The following is a 17,971-nucleotide window of genomic DNA, read 5'->3' as shown; positions in this document are numbered from 1 at the left end:
GCAATGAACCTTCACCCGCACATCCGTCACAGCCTCCTGGCCAGCGCTTTGCTGCTGGCCAGCGGTATGGCCGCCGCCGCAGAGCCCCAGGTGATCGCCAAGGAGCTGCAGCAGGCCAAGACCTACACCGTGGCCAGCGCACCTATCGAACCGCTGCAGATGGACCCGCCGAAGCTGCCCGACCTGACCGGCTACACCGCCGAAGCGGTGCAGAAGAAAATCGACCGCCGCCACAAGGGCAAGGTCAGCGTGCGCCGCATGTTCCAGGAGGACACCCTCAAGGAATTCGTCGGCGGCGACAACAAGGCCGCCGAGTGGGTGCAGCGCCAGCACGGCATCCCCCAGGCAATCTTCATCGATGACGGCCATGTCGACCTGGTCGAGCTGAGCAAGAAGGTGCCCAAGCAGTACCTCAGCGAAGTCGAACCAGGCGTGTACCTGGCGCGCCTGCCGATCGTGATCGGGCAGAAGGGCATTCTCGAGATCGACGGCAAGGTCAAGCAGCTGCGCCTGTCCCAGGAAGGCGGCTCGTTCCTGGTCAACGACGGCAAGCTGTTCGTCACCGACACCCAGGTGACCGGCTGGCGCGAGAAGGACAACGGCCCGGCGACCTTCCGCTCGCCTAAGGAATTCCGCCCGTTCCTGCTGTCGTGGGGCGGTACCGAGACCTACATCGTCAACACGAAAATGGCCAGCTTCGGCTATGCCAAGTCCAAGTCGTACGGCGTGAGCATTTCGCAATACACGCCGAACATGTCCCAGCGCATGGGCCGCCCGGAGCCGACCGGCTGGATCATCGGCTCGACGTTCAGCGACATGTGGTACGGCTTCTACTGCTACGAGACCCAGGACTTCGTGGTGAAGGACAACACCTACCACGACAACATCGTCTACGGCATCGACCCGCACGACCGTTCACACCGCCTGATCATCGCCGGCAACACCGTGTACGGCACCAAGAAGAAGCACGGCATCATCGTGTCCCGCGAGGTCAACGACAGCTGGATCATCAACAACAAGAGCTACGACAACAAGCTCTCGGGCGTTGTGATCGACCGTAACAGCGTCAACAACCTGGTGGCCTACAACGAGATCTACCGCAACCACACCGACGGCATCACCCTGTACGAAAGCGGCGACAACCTGATCTGGGGCAACAAGCTGATCAACAACCGCCGCCACGGCATCCGTGTGCGCAACAGCGTGAATATCCGCCTGTACGAGAACATCGCCATGGCCAACGGCCTGGTGGGTGTGTACGGGCACATCAAGGACCTGTCCGACACCGACCGTGACATCGCCCTCGACCCGTTCGATACCAAGGTGTCGCTGATCGTGGTCGGCGGCGAGCTGGCGGCCAACGGCTCTGGCCCGCTGTCGATCGACTCGCCGCTGTCGGTCGAGCTGTACAAGGTGTCCATGCTCGCCCCGCGCAAAGCCAGCGGCATCAGCCTCAACGGTGTGCTCGGCGAGCGCCAGGACGAAATCCTCGACCTGCTGGTGCGCCAGCAGAAGGCCGTGCTGATCGACCCGGTCGAACGCCAGACCGAAATGATCGATTAAGGAAGCCCAGACCATGACTCCACACCTGATGAAACTGCTGGGCCTGTCCGCCGCCCTCCTGGCCATCAGCCAGGGCGTGCGCGCCGACGAGGTGAAGGCCCCAACCTTCACCGCCGAGCCTTGCTGCCAGCTGTGCCCCGAGGCGCATGACGCCAGCCGCTACACCACGCGTTACCAGCAGAACTTCACCACGCTGGTGCAGGCCCAGGGCGACTGGCTGTTCCGTACCCGCGAAGACCTGCGCACCGAATTCAACACCACGCCGGCCGGCTACAAACGCCTGCAGCAGGTGCATGACGCGTTCAAGAAGCGCGGTGTGGAGCTGGTCGTGGTCTACCAGCCGACCCGCGGCCTGGTGAACCGCAACATGCTCAAGCCCGAAGAAAAAGCTGCCTTCGACTACCAGAAGGCACTGGGCAACTACCAGGCCATGCTCAAGCGCTTCGCCAGCATGGGCTACAACGTGCCCGACCTGTCGCCGCTGACCAACGAGCAACTGGCCGCCGCCGACCAGGGCAAGGATTTCTACTTCCGTGGTGACCAGCACTGGACGCCGTACGGCGCCGAGCGTGCAGCGAAAATCGTGGCCGACACCGTGCACCAGATGCCGGCCTTCGAAGGCATCCCGCGCAAGGAATTCGAAACCCACAAGTCCGGGCGCATGGGCAAGACCGGCACCTTGCACAACGTTGCCGGCCAGCTCTGCGGCACCAGCTACGCAGTGCAGTACATGGACCAGTTCGCCACCGAGCCGAAGGGCTCGGACGGCGGTGGCGACGATCTGTTCGGTGACAGCGGCAACGCCCAGATCACCCTGGTCGGCACTAGCCACAGTGGCAAGAACTACAACTTCTCCGGCTTCCTCGAGCAGTACATCGGCGCCGACGTGCTCAACGTCGCCTTCCCCGGTGGCGGCCTGGAGGGCTCGATGATCCAGTACCTGGGCAGCGAAGAGTTTCAGAAGAACCCGCCGAAGATTCTGGTGTGGGAATTCTCGCCGCTGTACCGCCTGGACCAGGAAACCATCTGGCGGCAGATCCTCGGCCTGCTCGACGACGGCTGCGACGCGCGCCCGGCACTGATGAGCGCCAGCACCACGCTCAAGCCTGGCAAGAACGAACTGATGGTCAACGGCAAGGGCGGTGTGATCAAGGACCTGGTCAACCGCAACCTGCAGATGGACATCAAGTTCGAGGACCCTTCGGTGAAGGTACTGCAGGCCACCCTGTGGTACCTCAATGGCCGCCACGAGGACATCAAACTGGAGAAACCTGAAACCTCTGACACCGATGGCCGTTTCGTCTTCCAGATGCGCGAAGACGAGGACTGGGCCAGCCAGAACCTGTTGGCCTTCGAGGTTCAGGGGCCGGAAAGCGGCACCCAGAAAGTCGAGGCCAAGCTCTGCAAACGCAATAACTTCGCCGTGCCCGCGCAGACTGCGCAGGCCGGCCAGTGAGGCGATCATGAACAAGCTCAAGCGACTGTCCAGCCCTGCCCTGCTCGCCCTCGCCCTGTGCGGCGGCGCCGCGCAGGCCGCGCTGGTGCCCCCGCAGGGTTACTACGAGGGCATCGAGAAGCTCAAGACCAGCGACGGCAACTTCCGCTGCGCGCCGGCACCCAAGCCCTACACCGGTGCACTGCAGTTCCGCAGCAAGTACGAAGGTTCAGACAAGGCCCGGGCGACGCTCAACGTCGCCTCGGAAAAGGCCTTCCGCAAGTCCACCGAAGACATCACCACACTCGAGAAGGGCGTGAGCAAGATGGTCGGCCAGTACATGCGTGACGGCCGCCCGGCGCAACTCGACTGCACCCTGACCTGGCTCGGTACCTGGGCACGCGCCGATGCGCTGTTGTCCACCGACTACAACCACACCGGCAAGTCCATGCGCAAATGGGCGCTGGGCAGCATGAGCGGGTCGTGGCTGCGCCTGAAGTTCTCCAACTCGCAGCCGCTGGCCGCGCACCAGGCCGAGGCCGAACTGATCGAGAAGTGGTTTGCCCGCCTCGCCGAGCAGACCGTGCGCGACTGGAGCGACCTGCCGCTGGAGAAGATCAACAACCACAGCTACTGGGCGGCCTGGTCGGTAATGGCCACTGCCGTGGCCACCGACCGCCGCGACCTTTTCGACTGGGCCGTGAAGGAATACAAAGTCGGCGCCAACCAGGTCGACGACCAGGGTTTCCTGCCCAACGAACTCAAGCGCCGCCAGCGTGCCCTGGCCTACCACAACTACGCCCTGCCACCGCTGGCGATGATTGCCAGCTTCGCCCAGGCCAACAACGTCGACCTGCGCAGCGAGAACAACTTTGCCCTGCAGCGCCTGGGTGAAGGCGTGCTGGCTGGTGCCCGCGACCCGAGTCAGTTCAAGTCCCGAACCGGCGAGAAGCAGGACATGAAAGACCTCAAGGTCGACAGCAAGTACTCCTGGCTCGAACCGTGGTGTGCGCTCTATCACTGCGTCGGCGACACCCTGCAGCGTAAGCAGCACATGCAGCCGTTCAACAGCTTCAGGCTGGGTGGCGATGTGACCCGGGTTTACGACCCGAACGCTGAAAGCAAGAAATAGGTGTCGCCTGGATCAGGGGCCGCTGTGCGGCCCATCGCGACACAAGGCCGCTCCCACAAGGGAAACGCGGTACCTGTGGGAGCGGCCTTGTGTCGCGAAACGAGGGCGAAGCCCTTGCCAACAGGAATGAAGTGACAACGGTTCCCTCCAGTTTTTTGCTGGGGGGTTTGGGGGGCGCTTTGCCCCGGATGCTGTGAACAACAAGGAGAACCGGGATGGTCTTCTCGTCCAACGTGTTCCTGTTCCTGTTCTTGCCGATCTTCCTCGGCCTGTACTACTTGAGCGGGCAACGCTATCGCAACCTGCTGCTGCTGGTCGCCAGCTACATCTTCTACGCCTGGTGGCGGGTCGACTTCCTCGCCCTGTTCGCCGGCGTGACCCTGTGGAACTACTGGATCGGCCTGAAAGTCGGCGCCGCCGGCGTGCGCACCAAACCGGCCCAGCGCTGGTTGCTGCTCGGCGTCGGTGTGGACCTGGCGATCCTCGGCTACTTCAAGTACGCCAACTTCGGTGTCGAGAGCCTCAACGCGATCATCACCTCGTTCGGCCTGGAGCCGTTCATCCTCACCCACGTGCTGCTGCCGATCGGTATCTCGTTCTACATCTTCGAGTCGATCAGCTACATCATCGACGTGTACCGCGGCGACACCCCGGCCACCCGCAACCTGATCGACTTCGCGGCGTTCGTGGCGATCTTCCCGCACCTGATCGCAGGCCCCGTGCTGCGCTTCAAGGACCTGGTCGACCAGTTCAACAACCGCACCCACACCCTGGACAAGTTCTCCGAAGGCTGCACCCGCTTCATGCAGGGCTTCATCAAGAAGGTGTTCATCGCCGACACCCTGGCGGTGGTAGCCGACCACTGCTTCGCCCTGCAGAACCCGACCACAGGTGATGCCTGGCTGGGCGCCCTGGCCTACACCGCACAGCTGTACTTCGACTTCAGCGGCTACAGCGACATGGCCATCGGCCTGGGCCTGATGATGGGCTTCCGCTTCATGGAGAACTTCAAGCAGCCGTACATCAGCCAGTCGATCACCGAGTTCTGGCGGCGCTGGCACATCAGCCTGTCGACCTGGCTGCGCGACTACCTGTACATCACCCTGGGCGGCAACCGCAAAGGCACCTTCAACACCTACCGCAACCTGTTCCTGACCATGCTGCTGGGCGGCCTGTGGCACGGTGCCAACTTCACCTACATCATCTGGGGCGCCTGGCACGGCATGTGGCTGGCAATCGAGCGGGCGCTGGGCATCGACACCAACCCGCAGCGCTTCAACCCGGTCAAGTGGGCCTTCACCTTCCTGCTGGTGGTGGTCGGTTGGGTGATCTTCCGTGCCGAGAACCTGCACGTCGCCGCGCGCATGTACGGCGCCATGTTCAGCTTCGGCGAGTGGCAGCTGTCGGAACTCAACCGCGCCCAGCTCACCGGCCTGCAGGTGGCGACCCTGGTGATCGCCTACATCACCCTGGCGTTCTTCGGCCTGCGCGACTTCTACCGCAACGCCAGGCCAACGGCGAACGCTACCCCGGTGCAGGTCAACGCCGATGGCTCGATTGGCCTGGACTGGACCCGGGTGATGAGCCGCGCCCTGATCCTGCTGCTGTTCGCGGCCTCGATCCTCAAGCTTTCGGCGCAGAGCTACTCGCCGTTCCTGTACTTCCAGTTCTGAGGCGGATGACATGAACCGGACATTACGCATTACCTATTCCTTGTCGTTCCTCGGCCTGCTGGTGGGCATGGGCGCCTGGTCCACCGGTGGCTTCGACAGCTTCCACCGTACCGAGCAGATGACCTTGCTCAACGGCAAGCTGGCCAAGGCCGCCGAGACCCACTACGACGACCAGTTCCCGATCAAGCGCCTGGGCACCAACCTCTGGGCCGCGCTGGACTTCAAGCTTTTCAACGAAGGCCGCCCGGGCGTGGTGCTGGGCCGCGACCAGTGGCTGTTCAGCGACGAAGAGTTCAAGCCCACCGCCGGTGCCGAGCAACTGATGCAGGACAACCTGGCGCTTATCCGTGGCGTGCGCGACACCCTGCAGCAGCATGGCAGCCAGCTGGTGCTGGCGATCATCCCGGCCAAGGCGCGGGTGTATTCCGAGTACATCGGCAAGGAGCAACCGGCCAGCCTGCATGACGATCTGTACAACCAGTTCCATGCCCAGGCGCGCCAGGCCAATGTGTTCGCCCCCGACCTGATGGCCGCCCTGGAACAGGCCAAGGCCCGTGGCCAGGTGTTCCTGCGTACCGACACCCACTGGACGCCCATGGGCGCCGAAGTGGTAGCGCAGGCGCTGGGCGAAGCGGTCAGCCGCCAAAGCATGCTCAACGGCGAGCCGCAGACTTTCATCACCGAAGCTGGCAACACCGCCCCCTACAAGGGCGACCTGACCAACTTCCTGCCGCTGGACCCTCTGTTCAGCAACCTGCTGCCGACCCCGGACAACCTGCAGCAACGCACGACCCGGCCGGCCGAGGCGCAAGGCGATGGCGGCGACGCCCTGTTCGCCGACAACCAGATCCCGGTCGCGCTGGTGGGCACCAGCTACAGCGCCAACCCGCACTGGAACTTCCTCGGTGCGCTGCAGCAGGCGCTGCACAGTGACGTCGCCAACTACGCCGAAGACGGCCACGGCCCGCTGTTGCCGATGCTCAAGTACCTGCAAAGCGATGCCTTCAAGAACGCCGCACCACAAGTGGTGGTGTGGGAATTCCCCGAACGTTATCTGCCAATGACCAACGACCTCAGCAGCTTCGATCCGCAGTGGATCGCGCAGCTGAAGAACTCCCATAAATCCGAAGAAAACCTGGCCTTGTCGTCCACCCGGACGAACCACTGATAGAAAGAGAGGAAACGCACATGACTACCAAGACTTCCATTGCCAAAGCCCTCACCCTCGCGGCCGGCCTTTCCCTTGCTTCGATGCAGGCATTCGCCGGCGCCGACGCCGCGTTGTATGGCCCGAGCGCGCCGAAAGGCTCGACCTTCGTGCGCCTGTACAACGCCGCCAGCGCCCCGGCTGCAGCCAGCGTCGGCAACACCCAGATCAAGCAGGTTGGCGCCCAGGCCAGCAGCGACTTCAGCTTCCTGCCGGGCGGCGACTACACCGCTCAGGTCGGCGGCAAGAGCGTGCCGGTCAAGCTGGCTGCAGACAAGTACTACACCCTGGTCAACAACGCCGGCGGCACCCCGCAGCTGATCGAAGAACCACCGTTCAAGAACAAGCAGAAAGCCCTGGTGCGGGTGCAGAACCTCAGCGACCAGGCGGTGACCCTGAAGACCGCCGACGGCAAGACCGAAGTGGTGCCATCGGTGGCCACCAAGGGCCGCGGCGAGCGTGAAATCAATCCGGTCAAGGTCAACCTGGCCTTGTTCGAAGGCAACAAGAAAGTCAGCGACCTGAAACCGGTCGCCCTGGAGCGTGGCGAAGCTGCCGTGCTGTACGTAACGGGTTCCGGCAGCAACTTGTCGCCGGTGTGGGTAACTCGCCCCGTGACTAGCAACTGATCCCCCTGCCTCATAACGACTATTGGAGAAACAAGATGATCCCGGTAATTCTTTCTGGTGGTAGCGGTTCCCGTCTGTGGCCTCTGTCGCGCAAGCAGTTCCCCAAGCAGTTCCTGGCATTGACCGGTGAACACACCCTGTTCCAGCAAACCATCGAGCGCCTGCGCTTCGACGGCATGGACACCCCGATCGTGGTCTGCAACAAGGACCACAAGTTCATCGTCCAGGAGCAGCTCGCTGCCCTGAAGCTGGAAACCCAGGGCATCCTGATGGAGCCGTTCGGCCGCAATACCGCGCCAGCGGTGGCCATGGCGGCCATGAAGCTGGTCAACGAAGGCCGTGACGAGCTCATGCTGGTGCTGCCTGCCGACCACGTGATCGATGACCAGAAGGCCCTGCAACGCGCCCTGGCCCTGGCCACCGTGGCCGCCGAGCGCGGTGAGATGGTGCTGTTCGGCGTGCCGGCGACCAAGCCGGAAACCGGCTATGGCTATATCCGCTCCAGCCAGGACGCGCTGCTGCCTGAAGGTGTGGCGCGGGTCGCCCAGTTCGTCGAGAAGCCCGACGAGAAGCGCGCCGCCGAATTCGTCGCCGCCGGTGGCTACTTCTGGAACAGCGGCATGTTCCTGTTCCGCGCCAGCCGCTTCCTCGAAGAGCTGAAGAAACACGACGCGGACATCTACGACACCTGCGTGCTGGCGCTGGAGCGCAGTGCTGAAGACGGCGATGTGCTGAGCATCGATGAAGCCACCTTCGAATGCTGCCCGGACAACTCCATCGACTACGCCGTGATGGAAAAGACCCAGCGCGCCTGCGTGGTGCCGATGTCGGCCGGCTGGAGCGACGTGGGCTGCTGGTCGTCGTTGTGGGACGTGCACGAGAAGGACGATAACGGCAACGTCACCAAAGGCGACGTGGTGGTGCAGGACAGCCGCAACTGCATGATCCACGGCAACGGCAAGCTGGTGTCGGTGATCGGCCTGGAGAACATTGTCGTGGTCGAGACCAAGGACGCGATGATGATCGCCCACAAGGACAAGGTCCAGGGCGTCAAGCAGATGGTCAAGACCCTCGACGAGCAGGGCCGCAGCGAAACCCAGAACCACCTGGAAGTGTATCGCCCGTGGGGCTCGTACGACTCGGTGGACATGGGCGGCCGCTTCCAGGTCAAGCACATCACCGTCAAGCCGGGTGCCAGCCTGTCGCTGCAGATGCACCACCACCGTGCCGAGCACTGGATCGTGGTGTCCGGCACCGCCGAGGTGACCTGTGACGAGAACGTGTTCCTGCTCACCGAGAACCAGTCGACCTACATCCCGATCGCCTCAATCCACCGCCTGCGCAACCCGGGCAAGATCCCGCTGGAGATCATCGAGGTGCAGTCCGGCAGCTACCTGGGCGAAGACGACATCGAGCGCTTCGAGGATGTCTACGGGCGTACGTCGACGCCGATCGAGCGCGGCGTTTCGGTGAAGACCATCGCGCAGTAAAGAAACTGCTTCAGGCAAAAGCCCCGCTACCTTCTCAGGTGCGGGGCTTTTCATTGCAACCCGTATTACTTGGGACGCCAGTCGATTTCGAGATGACCGCCACTCACCTTGTAATCAGTCCCGTTACACGTGAACGAGTAACTGAAGTCGAAGGACAGTCGGACATTTTCTTCAAATTCAAAGTTGGTGATGGTCTTGTCCCTGGAGGCATAAAGGCCTTGATTGACGACCGCGAATACGTTCCCTTCCCCATTACTATTGATATAGAAGTAGGTGCCTAGCCCTGACAGCCCTCCCGCCAGGCCACTTTGCTGGGTAACCAGAATACTGTGCCGCCCTGCATCGTTGGTTCGCGCAGAGATCGTATCAGCGTCAAAACCGGCGTTACCCGAAAGCACTGGGCTGATCTTGGCCGATGCGGCGAATGCCGGAACGATGCCCTGTGGCTTGGCGTGAGGGCGGATGATGAAAGTACCTTGAGTTACCTCGAACGCTTGCCCATCTTCTCCCACCCCCTCGAACGTGAACTCCGCCGAGATAACGCCGGGTGCTGGTTTCTCTTTGATTACCAGCGTCCCGGTGTTTGCCTGCCCTTTGCCCTGGACGCCAAGAAACGCCCATACACTGCCCTGGCCTTGAGGCTTGATCGGGTGGCTGCCAACACCAATTGCATCAGGAAAACCGATATAGATAAAAGGTTCGTCGTTCAACGCCTTGTCATCGATCGCGATGATGCCAAACTCGGGTTGATAACCAATGGAACTGGCATTGAATTCTGCGCCCGACGTCAACTTCGCCTGCATGTTTCCGGTAAAGGCTTGTTGTGCGGTATTCGTGTGCTTCAACATCATTTTTCACTTCTCCTGCGCTGATTGAAGCGTTGTCAAACTGCGCCATGAGTCAGCAGTTGACCGCTGCATGTCAGGCTATGACTGGAGCAGGAATTCCGATACTAGCAAAATTACCAGTCAGGTAGCATGCACAGGCCTGAAGGAACCCAGGCCTTTACTGTCCTTCAAGCGGGGTCAATTTAACGCTACGATGGCTTAACCTGAGTACCTGAGGTCACCGACTCATGTTGATCGGCGCTGCTCTGATCCTTACCTGGCTGGTGTTGCTGCTGCGCTATCCCGCCAAGGCCCTGCCCATCTCCGTAGCCGCCGTCTGCGGCCTGGGCCTGGTGGCCCTGATGGTGTTCTGGCAAGACAGCCGTGAAGCCTCGCAACTGGCACGCCTGGACCTGCGCCTGACCTACGCCCCGCAACACTGCCCCGCCGACCGCGCCCTGCAAGTGCGCATGAAGAACGGCAACCAGGTGCCACTGACCGAACTGCGCTGGCGCGTTGCAGCGTATGCGCCGGGCGATACCGTGAACCTGGCGGAAAACACCTACAACGCACCGCGCTACCGTGGGCCGGGTGAGCTGCAGCCGGGCGCCGAATGGAAAGACTGCCTGCCGTTGCCACCGCTGCGCTCGGGCTACCGGCCGCAGACCTTGGAATTCCGCGCGGAACACTTGCAAGGTACATTTGCCAATTAATACAGCGCCTGTTCCGGCCCATTCGCGGGCAAGCCCGCTCCCACAGGATTCGCACAGACCTCGGGCATTGTGCACTACCAGTGGGAGCGGGCTTGCCCGCGAATGGGCCGCCGCAGGCAACCTCAAGTCCCCAGAATACAGGCCCATCCATGCCCACCGTCCTGATCACCGGTTGTTCCAGCGGCATCGGCCGCGCCCTGGCCGACGCCTTCCGCGATGCCGGCCATGAAGTCTGGGCCACGGCCCGCAAGCCCGACGATGTCGAGCAACTGTCCTCCGCCGGCTTCACTGCACGGCAACTGGACGTCAACGATGGCGAAGCGCTCAAGCGCCTGGCCGATGAGCTGGAAGCGCAACACGGGCGCCTCGACATGCTGGTTAACAACGCCGGCTACGGCGCCATGGGCCCGCTGCTCGACGGCGGCGTCGATGCCCTGCGCCAGCAGTTCGAGACCAACGTCTTCGCCGTGGTCGGCGTCACCCGCGCACTGTTCCCGCTGCTGCGTCGCGCACGCGGGTTGGTGGTGAATATCGGCAGTGTCTCGGGCGTGCTGGTCACGCCATTCGCCGGCGCGTACTGCGCGTCCAAGGCCGCCGTGCATGCCTTGAGTGATGCCATGCGCCTGGAGCTGGCGCCATTCGGGATTCAGGTGATGGAAGTGCAGCCCGGGGCAATTGCCTCGCAATTCGCCAGCAATGCACAGCGCCAGGCTGAACAGGTGCTGGCGGCGGACTCGGCGTGGTGGCCGCTGCGCGAACATGTGCAGGCACGGGCGCGGGCCTCGCAGGACAAGCCGACGTCAGCAGCTGAATTTGCTCAAGGCGTGTTGGCAGCAGTTGGCAAGTCGCCAGTGCCGGCGGTGGTGCGGTTGGGCAATGGCAGCACAGCGCTGCCGTTGATGGCCCGCTTGCTGCCGCGACGGCTGCTGGACTGGGCGTTGCGCAAGCGCTTCGGACTGCTGCGCCCGCTTTGATATCGGTGTCGGCCTCTTCGCGGGCAAGCCCGCTCGCACAAGCTGTGGGAGCGGGCTTGCCCGCGAAAGGGCCGGTACAGGCGACTACCGGTCAGGCGATGGAGCGCAGCACCCCGCCATCCACCCGCAATGCCGCTCCGGTCGTGGCGCTGGCCTGCATGGAGGCCAGATAGACCACCATGTTGGCCACCTCCTCCACCGTCGCCAGCCGCTTGATCAGCGAAGTCGGCCGGTGCTCGGCAAGGAAGTTGGCCTCCAGTTCATCGGCGGAAACACCTTGCTCCTGCGCCAGCTTGGCGAAGAAGTCGCCCACACCTTCCGAGCGGGTCGGCCCTGGCAGCACCGCGTTCACGGTCACCCCGGTACCGGCCAGGGTCTCGGCCAGCCCACGGGACACTGCCAGCAACGCCGTCTTGGTCATTCCGTAGTGAATCATCTCGGTCGGGATCTGCAACGCCGACTCGCTGGACAGGAAGATCACCCGCCCCCACGTGCGCTCGGCCATGCCCTGGGCGTAATGACGCGACAGGCGCACGGCGCTAAGCACGTTGACGTCGAAGAAGCGCTGCCAGTCGGCATCAATGATCTCGAAGAACGGCTTGGGCTCGAAGATGCCGAGGTTGTTGACCAGAATGTCGGTGTGCGGCACTTGGTCGAACAGCTGCTGTGCGCCCTCTTGGGTGCTCAGGTCGGCGGCGATACCGATGATGCGCGCTTGCGGCAAACGCTCGCGCACGGCCTTGAGCGCCTCGTCGACACGGGCCTGGGTACGGCCGTTGAGTACCACCTCGGCGCCCGCCTCGGCCAGGCCTGTTGCGATGGCCAGGCCGATGCCGGCGGTGGAGCCGCTGACGATGGCGCGCTTACCGTTCAAGGAAATGTGCATCTGTGCCTCCTCATCTGTCTGAGAAATCGCCGGGCCTGCTCCGCAGCCCACCGCCGGCAAGCCAGCGTTGCACCTGTGGGAGCTGGCTTGCCGGCGATGGGCCGCCAAGCGGCCCCCGCTTTTTACACGTGCTTCGCTGGCAGCTCGTCAAATGCCTGCCAGCCACCGCCCAAGGCCTTGTACAGCCCGACCAGCGCCTGCGACACCGCCGCCGAGCTGTCGATCCACTGCTCTTCGCTGGCCAGCAAGGCAGCCTGCACGGTCAGCACGTTGAGAAAGTCCACCGCCCCTTCCACATACTGGCGCTGGGCGGTCTCCAGAGCGATGCGGTTCTGTCGCACCGCTTCGGCCAGGTGGTCGCGACGCAACTGGCTGGCGTTGTACAGGCGTAGCACATCGTCGATTTCGTGCCAGGCACCGAGCACCACCTTGCGATAGTTCAGCGCCGCTTCCTGCTGCTGCGCCTCGCGCAGTTCCAGGGTGCCCTTGAGCCGGCCACCCTCGAAGATCGGCAGCGACAACTGCGGGCCGAAAGCGAAACGACGCGAATCCCAGCCGCCGAAATCGGCCAGCTGCATGGACTGGAAGCCGACGCTGCCAGACAGACGGATGCTTGGATAGAAGTCGGCCTTGGCCACACCAATGCTCGCGGTGGCTGCATGCAGGCGCGCTTCGGCCTGGCGGATGTCCGGGCGCCGTTCGGCCAGCTCGGACGGCAGCCCGATGGCGAACGTCTGCTGCGGCGCGGGCAGCTCGCCGCCCTGCAGCAACGCTGCCTGCAGGCTGCGCGGCGGCTCGGCCGCGAGCAGGCTGAGGGCATTGATCAGGTCATCGCGCCTGGCTTCCAGGCTCGGCAGGCGCGCTTCGATGGAGGCCATCTGGGCACTGGCCTGGGCCACGTCCAGACGCGTGGCGACACCTTCGGCCTGCCGATCCTGGGAAAGCTTCAGACTATGCTCGGCGACCTTGAGGTTGTCGCGGGTCACGTCCAGGGTGTGCTGCACCGCACGCAATTGGATGTAGTTGCCGGCAGTTTCCGAGAGCAGCGCCAGCAGCACGCCGCGGCGGTCGTTCTCGGCCACTTCCACGCTGGCATCGGCTGCCTCCACCTGGCGCCGCACCCGGCCCCACAGGTCCAGTTCCCAGCCGGCGACCAGGTCGCCTTGCCACAGGTTGAAGGCCGATTTACCGGCGTGGCCAGAGGGGTCGCTCAGGCCTTCGGCGCTGTTGCGGGCGCGGCTGTAACCGACATTGGCATCGACCGACGGCGTTTCATCAGCTGCCACCGTGCTACGTAGGGCGCGGCTTTGCAGCAAGCGTGCACTGGCCATCTGCAAGTCGAGGTTGTTGTCGGCCACGCGCTGGATCAACGCACTCAGGCGCGCATCGTGGAAGGTTTCCCACCAGCGCAGCTCCAGCGGCTCGGCCTGTGGCTGGCTCGCAGCGGCTTCACCTTGCAGCGCTGCCCATTGCTGCGGCGCCTGGCTGCCCGGGCGCTGGAAGTCCGGCCCGAGGGTGCAGCCGGCGAGCAACACGGCCAGCAGCAGCGGACTCAAGCGTACGGCAGGTTTCATCGTGCGCTCACCTCTTTGCCGGCCAGCTTGTCGCCCTGGGTGTCGATGGTCGCTTCTACCGACATGCCCACACGCAGGCGTTCGAGCAGTGGCTGGCCATCATCGAAGACGATCTTCACCGGAATGCGTTGTACCACCTTGGTGAAGTTGCCGGTGGCGTTGTCCGGTTTCACCGCAGCAAAGGTCACGCCGGTGGCCGGGGCGATGCTCTCGACATGGCCCTTGAGGGTTTCACCAGAGAAGGTATCGACACTGATGCTCACCGGCTGGCCCGGCTGCACATGGGTCAGCTGGGTCTCCTGGAAGTTGCCGACCACATAGGCATGCTGCAGCGGCACCACCGACAACAGGCGCGCGCCCGGGTTGACGAAGGCACCGACGCGCAATGCCCGCTCACCGACCATGCCGTCGACCGGTGCGGTGATGCGGGTGTAGGACAGGTCCAGCTGGGCCTTTTCCAGGCCGGCTTCGGCACGCTTCAACTGGCCATCGGCACTGGCCACCTGGGCCGTGAGGATATCCACCTGCTTGCGTGTTGCCACCAGCGCCGCCTGGGCGTTGGCCAGCCGTGCGCGGGCCTGGTCGACCCGGCTGCGCGCCTGCTGGGCGTTCTGCACGGTGCCAGCGCCCTGCTCGGCCAGGCGGCTGTAGCGGTTGACCTCGTGGTCGGCGAACGCTGCTTCAGCCTGGGCCGCCGTCACCGCCGCCTGGGCCTGGGCAATCAGTGCGGCCTGGCGCCCGAGCGTGGCGCGGGCATCGGCGCTCTGCGCCTTGGCCACCAGCAGCTGCGCCTGGGCGGCATCCAGCGCGGCCTGGTAGTCTCGGGCATCGATGGTCGCCAGCAGCTGGCCGGCCTGCACCTGCTGGTTGTCTTCGACCAGCACTTCCTTGATGAAGCCCGCGACCTTGGGCGCAACCACGGTGTAGTCGGCAATCACATAGGCATCGTTGGTGCTCTGCCGGTGGTCGCTGCCGAACAACCAGGGGCCGACGATACCGGCCAGCACGGCGACGGCGAGCACCGAGCCGATGAGAAGGGTTTTGCGGTTGTTGGTCATGTTCAGTGTCTCGAATTCATCCAGGGTTCAGGCCACCGCGCGCGGCGGATAGACCCGGGTAGGCACGAAAGGAATCAGGCAGATCAACGCCACGGCGATGCAGGCCATGACCAGGTACAGGTCGGCCGAGGTCAGCACCAGCGCCTGGTCGTGCATGCGCTTGGCGAGGCCCACGGCGTTGCCGTCGATCAGCGGGGCGTTGCCCAGGCTGTCCACCAGGTGGTTGGAATGGAAATGCCGGCGCAGGGTGCCCAAGGCGTCCAGCAGGCCTCCGGCAATCACCGCGGCCAGGCCTTTGACGGTGTTGAACCAGCTGGAGGCGAACGGGCCTTCCTGCGGGGTCATGCCGTTGGTGGAGAGCATCAGCAGCGGCAGCACGGCCATTGGCTGGCCAAAAACCTGGAGCAGGTAGAACGGGTAGAAATCACCGCGGATCCACTCGCTGGTCAGCAGGCTGCTGCCCACGCACGACACCGCCAGCATGGCCAGGCCGATGGCCAGCACCCAGCGGCAGTCCACCGCACGGATGTTGCACAGCGCTGCGGTCAGCGGCAGCGCGATCAGCTGCGGCATGGCCACCAGCATCATCAGCGGGCTGGTCTGCGCCGGGCGGTAGCCCTGGATCTGCGCCAGGTACGCCGACGGAATGCTGCTCACACCGGACAACACGATCAGCACACCGGCCAAGGTCACCAGGGCGAAACTGAGGTTGCGCCGTTGCAGCATGCGCAGCTGGAAGAACGGCAGAGGTTCGGACCATTCGTTGTACATGAACAGCACCAGCAACAGCACGCCACCGCCCAGCAACCAGCAGATCAGCGGCGAATCGAACCAGCCCCAGCGGTCTCCCAGCGACAGGCCGAGGACGATGCAACTGATGGCCGGCAGGCCGAGCAACACGCCACGCCAGTCGAATTGCTTGAAGCGCTCCAGGCGCAGCGGGTCCTGCGGCAGGCCCCAACCGACACAGAACATGGCCAGCGCGCAGGGCAGGATGATTTGCCAGAACGCCCACTGCCAACCGACGTACTCGGTCCACAGGCCAGCCAGCGGTGTGCCAAGGTTGGGCCCGAAGGTGGCGGTCAGTGCATAACAGGCCAGGCCGTAGACCTTGATACCAGGAGGCAGGAAGCGCAGCGCCACACTCATCAGCATCGGCGGCAATGCACCCGAGGCAAAGCCCTGGAGCACGCGCAGCAGCATCAGGCTGTGCAGGTTGGGGGCGAACGGTTGCAGCAAACCCAGCACGGCGAACAGGCCGACCGCACTCATGGTGAAGCGGCGCAGGGAGAAGGTGGTGGCCAGCCAAGGGGCAAAGGCCATGGCCGAGACGGAAGCTGCGCTATACACCGCCAGCAGCCACGCCCCTTCATCGGCACCAATACCCATGGCGCCGCGGATGTCGGCGAGGGAAATCTTGGTCACCGACTCGTTGAGGCCGGCACACAGCACTGCCAGCAACACGCCGAACAGCCCGACCACCACCCGCAGGCCGAACGCCGTCTGCACAGGCGCGGCCGGCGCGGGGGCGGCGGCAATCGCGGCAGAAGGGGCGGACAGGGAACTCATGGGCAGACATCTCCAGCAACAAATTTGCGACTGGAGCAAGTCTAAGAAGGTCGAATGCTGACGAAAACTGACTTCTCGGCAGTTTTATATTGCGCCTGACGCAATCGGCCTCGATAGCGAGTTGCCTGCTTCGCGGGTAAACCCGCTCCCACAGGTATCGTGCAGGCCTGATGCATCGCACTGACCCTGAGGGAGCGGATTTACCCGCGAAGCAAGCGACTCGGTATCAAGGATCGACGCTGCAGCAAGCCTTCAAGGTCTGCCGCAACCAGCGGTGGGCGGGGTCGTTATGGAAGCGCGGGTGCCAGGCCTGCAGTACTGTCACCCGCTCCAGCGGCACCGGGATCTCGAACGAGCGTAACGGCAGGCCGAGCTTGTGCACGCTGTTGAGGATGTTGGCCGGCATCGGCAGGATCAGGTCGGAATCGGGCAGCGAGAACAATGCCGAGTGAAAACTCGGGGTAATCAGCGCCACCCGCCGCTGCACCTTGAAATTGGCCAGCTCGACATCGATCGGCCCGTTGGCCCGGCCACGGCGGGACACGCTGATCTGTGGATAACTGGCAAAGCTGTCCGGTGTGATGGGTTGGTCGAAGATCGGATGATCGCGCCGCGCCAGCCCTACATAGTAAGTCTGGAACAGGCTCTGCACCTTGATCTCCGGGCCCAGGTCGACGGTCGAGCTGATGATCAGGTCGGTACGCCCATCGCGCAGCACGCTGTCGTCATCACCGCCGGGGCTTTCCGGCACGAAACGCAGCACCGTGCGTGGTGCCTGCTCATGCATGCGCCGCAACAGCTGGGCGCCATACAAGGCGATGAACAGGTCATTGGTGCGAATGTTGCAAGCGCGATCGAGCCTGGACAAGTCGACTTCGTCGGCGCTGCGGAACACTTCACCGGCCTGCTCCACCAGCGCCGCCACCTGCTCGCGCAGGGCCAGCGCCCGTGGCGTCGGTACCAGGCCACGGCCGGCACGCACGAGGATCGGGTCGCCCAGGGCATCACGGATACGCCCCAAGGTGCGGCTCATCGCCGCCGGGCTCAGGTTCATGCGCTGCGCGGCGCCCACCACGCTACCTTCATCGAGTAAGGCATCGAGGGCGACGAGCAGGTTCATGTCCGGGAGTTGCATGGCCGTTTTCCGTTACAGCTGTGGGGAAAGGCGATGGTAGCAGGTTGGCCGATTGCACCAGACGCAATGCGCTCGTGCGTGGCGGGGCATTTATTCACTGGCCGTG

The 17,971-nt window shown here is 63.8% G+C and carries 15 protein-coding genes; 9 read left to right on the top strand and 6 right to left on the bottom strand.

Features of this window, described 5'->3' with window-relative positions:
- Positions 1-3 precede the first annotated feature (3 nt).
- The 7 genes from algG to BUQ73_RS02875 all read left to right on the top strand — a co-directional run bounded on the left by algG (position 4) and on the right by BUQ73_RS02875 (position 9,129).
- Entirely contained in the window at positions 4-1,563 is a 1,560-nt protein-coding gene (gene algG, locus BUQ73_RS02905) for a mannuronan 5-epimerase AlgG (RefSeq protein ID WP_079226602.1), read from the top strand.
- A 13-nt stretch (positions 1,564-1,576) separates the two neighbouring features.
- Complete coding sequence (locus BUQ73_RS02900; protein WP_079226601.1) at positions 1,577-3,019, top strand: alginate O-acetyltransferase; 1,443 nt, start codon at positions 1,577-1,579, stop codon at positions 3,017-3,019.
- A gap of 7 nt (positions 3,020-3,026) precedes the next feature.
- The gene (locus BUQ73_RS02895; RefSeq protein ID WP_079226600.1) at positions 3,027-4,130 is read left to right on the top strand and encodes a mannuronate-specific alginate lyase; all 1,104 of its coding nucleotides are present in this window, start codon (positions 3,027-3,029) and stop codon (positions 4,128-4,130) included.
- Between the two features lie 215 nt (positions 4,131-4,345).
- Complete coding sequence (locus tag BUQ73_RS02890; protein ID WP_079226599.1) at positions 4,346-5,803, top strand: MBOAT family O-acyltransferase; 1,458 nt, start codon at positions 4,346-4,348, stop codon at positions 5,801-5,803.
- A gap of 10 nt (positions 5,804-5,813) precedes the next feature.
- A complete protein-coding gene (locus tag BUQ73_RS02885) occupies positions 5,814-6,971 on the top strand; it encodes an alginate O-acetyltransferase (protein WP_079226598.1) in 1,158 nt (385 codons plus the stop codon).
- A 20-nt stretch (positions 6,972-6,991) separates the two neighbouring features.
- Entirely contained in the window at positions 6,992-7,639 is a 648-nt protein-coding gene (locus tag BUQ73_RS02880; RefSeq protein ID WP_079226597.1) for an alginate O-acetyltransferase AlgF, read from the top strand.
- A gap of 35 nt (positions 7,640-7,674) precedes the next feature.
- The gene (locus BUQ73_RS02875) at positions 7,675-9,129 is read left to right on the top strand and encodes a mannose-1-phosphate guanylyltransferase/mannose-6-phosphate isomerase (protein ID WP_079226596.1); all 1,455 of its coding nucleotides are present in this window, start codon (positions 7,675-7,677) and stop codon (positions 9,127-9,129) included.
- Positions 9,130-9,194: 65 nt separating this feature from the next.
- Here BUQ73_RS02875 and BUQ73_RS02870 read toward each other — a convergent pair whose 3' ends face one another.
- A complete protein-coding gene (locus BUQ73_RS02870) occupies positions 9,195-9,980 on the bottom strand; it encodes a hypothetical protein (protein WP_079226595.1) in 786 nt (261 codons plus the stop codon).
- Positions 9,981-10,204: 224 nt separating this feature from the next.
- On the opposite strand from BUQ73_RS02870, the gene BUQ73_RS02865 reads away from it, so the two are divergent.
- Both BUQ73_RS02865 and BUQ73_RS02860 read left to right on the top strand, forming a co-directional pair.
- The gene (locus BUQ73_RS02865; RefSeq protein WP_079226594.1) at positions 10,205-10,669 is read left to right on the top strand and encodes a multidrug transporter; all 465 of its coding nucleotides are present in this window, start codon (positions 10,205-10,207) and stop codon (positions 10,667-10,669) included.
- A gap of 149 nt (positions 10,670-10,818) precedes the next feature.
- The gene (locus BUQ73_RS02860; RefSeq protein ID WP_079226593.1) at positions 10,819-11,643 is read left to right on the top strand and encodes an SDR family oxidoreductase; all 825 of its coding nucleotides are present in this window, start codon (positions 10,819-10,821) and stop codon (positions 11,641-11,643) included.
- A gap of 91 nt (positions 11,644-11,734) precedes the next feature.
- On the opposite strand, the gene BUQ73_RS02855 is transcribed toward BUQ73_RS02860, so the two are convergent.
- From BUQ73_RS02855 to BUQ73_RS02835, 5 genes are all read right to left on the bottom strand, one after another.
- On the bottom strand, positions 11,735-12,529 hold the full coding sequence (locus BUQ73_RS02855; protein ID WP_079226592.1) for an SDR family NAD(P)-dependent oxidoreductase: 795 nt from the start codon (positions 12,527-12,529) through the stop codon (positions 11,735-11,737).
- Between the two features lie 122 nt (positions 12,530-12,651).
- Positions 12,652-14,103, bottom strand: a complete 1,452-nt coding sequence (locus tag BUQ73_RS02850; RefSeq protein ID WP_079226591.1) for an efflux transporter outer membrane subunit — start codon at positions 14,101-14,103, stop codon at positions 12,652-12,654.
- On the bottom strand, positions 14,100-15,161 hold the full coding sequence (locus tag BUQ73_RS02845) for an HlyD family secretion protein (RefSeq protein WP_079226590.1): 1,062 nt from the start codon (positions 15,159-15,161) through the stop codon (positions 14,100-14,102). The genes BUQ73_RS02850 and BUQ73_RS02845 overlap by 4 nt, the downstream gene beginning before the upstream one ends.
- Positions 15,162-15,188: 27 nt before the next feature.
- Positions 15,189-16,730, bottom strand: coding sequence for an MFS transporter (locus tag BUQ73_RS02840; protein ID WP_079226589.1), 1,542 nt, complete (start codon positions 16,728-16,730; stop codon positions 15,189-15,191).
- A 226-nt stretch (positions 16,731-16,956) separates the two neighbouring features.
- Positions 16,957-17,865 (bottom strand): LysR family transcriptional regulator, encoded by a 909-nt coding sequence (locus tag BUQ73_RS02835; protein ID WP_079226588.1) that lies wholly within the window; start codon positions 17,863-17,865, stop codon positions 16,957-16,959.
- Positions 17,866-17,971: the final 106 nt, after the last annotated feature.

The sequence above is a fragment of the Pseudomonas putida genome (genome assembly GCF_002025705.1).
In the GTDB taxonomy this organism is placed as follows: Bacteria; Pseudomonadota; Gammaproteobacteria; order Pseudomonadales; family Pseudomonadaceae; genus Aquipseudomonas; species Aquipseudomonas putida_J.
The sequence above is the reverse complement of the archived record's forward strand: the minus strand, read 5'-3'. Positions and strand labels throughout refer to the sequence as shown.

What these genes read in the sequence shown, in the direction of transcription:
- algG (WP_079226602.1), top strand. Translation starts at nt 4, where the DNA reads ATGAACCTTCACCCGCACATCCGTCACAGCCTCCTGGCCAGCGCTTTG.
- BUQ73_RS02900 (WP_079226601.1), top strand. Translation starts at nt 1,577, where the DNA reads ATGACTCCACACCTGATGAAACTGCTGGGCCTGTCCGCCGCCCTCCTG.
- BUQ73_RS02895 (WP_079226600.1), top strand. Translation starts at nt 3,027, where the DNA reads ATGAACAAGCTCAAGCGACTGTCCAGCCCTGCCCTGCTCGCCCTCGCC.
- BUQ73_RS02890 (WP_079226599.1), top strand. Translation starts at nt 4,346, where the DNA reads ATGGTCTTCTCGTCCAACGTGTTCCTGTTCCTGTTCTTGCCGATCTTC.
- BUQ73_RS02885 (WP_079226598.1), top strand. Translation starts at nt 5,814, where the DNA reads ATGAACCGGACATTACGCATTACCTATTCCTTGTCGTTCCTCGGCCTG.
- BUQ73_RS02880 (WP_079226597.1), top strand. Translation starts at nt 6,992, where the DNA reads ATGACTACCAAGACTTCCATTGCCAAAGCCCTCACCCTCGCGGCCGGC.
- BUQ73_RS02875 (WP_079226596.1), top strand. Translation starts at nt 7,675, where the DNA reads ATGATCCCGGTAATTCTTTCTGGTGGTAGCGGTTCCCGTCTGTGGCCT.
- BUQ73_RS02870 (WP_079226595.1), bottom strand. Translation starts at nt 9,980, where the DNA reads ATGATGTTGAAGCACACGAATACCGCACAACAAGCCTTTACCGGAAAC.
- BUQ73_RS02865 (WP_079226594.1), top strand. Translation starts at nt 10,205, where the DNA reads ATGTTGATCGGCGCTGCTCTGATCCTTACCTGGCTGGTGTTGCTGCTG.
- BUQ73_RS02860 (WP_079226593.1), top strand. Translation starts at nt 10,819, where the DNA reads ATGCCCACCGTCCTGATCACCGGTTGTTCCAGCGGCATCGGCCGCGCC.
- BUQ73_RS02855 (WP_079226592.1), bottom strand. Translation starts at nt 12,529, where the DNA reads ATGCACATTTCCTTGAACGGTAAGCGCGCCATCGTCAGCGGCTCCACC.
- BUQ73_RS02850 (WP_079226591.1), bottom strand. Translation starts at nt 14,103, where the DNA reads ATGAAACCTGCCGTACGCTTGAGTCCGCTGCTGCTGGCCGTGTTGCTC.
- BUQ73_RS02845 (WP_079226590.1), bottom strand. Translation starts at nt 15,161, where the DNA reads ATGACCAACAACCGCAAAACCCTTCTCATCGGCTCGGTGCTCGCCGTC.
- BUQ73_RS02840 (WP_079226589.1), bottom strand. Translation starts at nt 16,730, where the DNA reads ATGAGTTCCCTGTCCGCCCCTTCTGCCGCGATTGCCGCCGCCCCCGCG.
- BUQ73_RS02835 (WP_079226588.1), bottom strand. Translation starts at nt 17,865, where the DNA reads ATGCAACTCCCGGACATGAACCTGCTCGTCGCCCTCGATGCCTTACTC.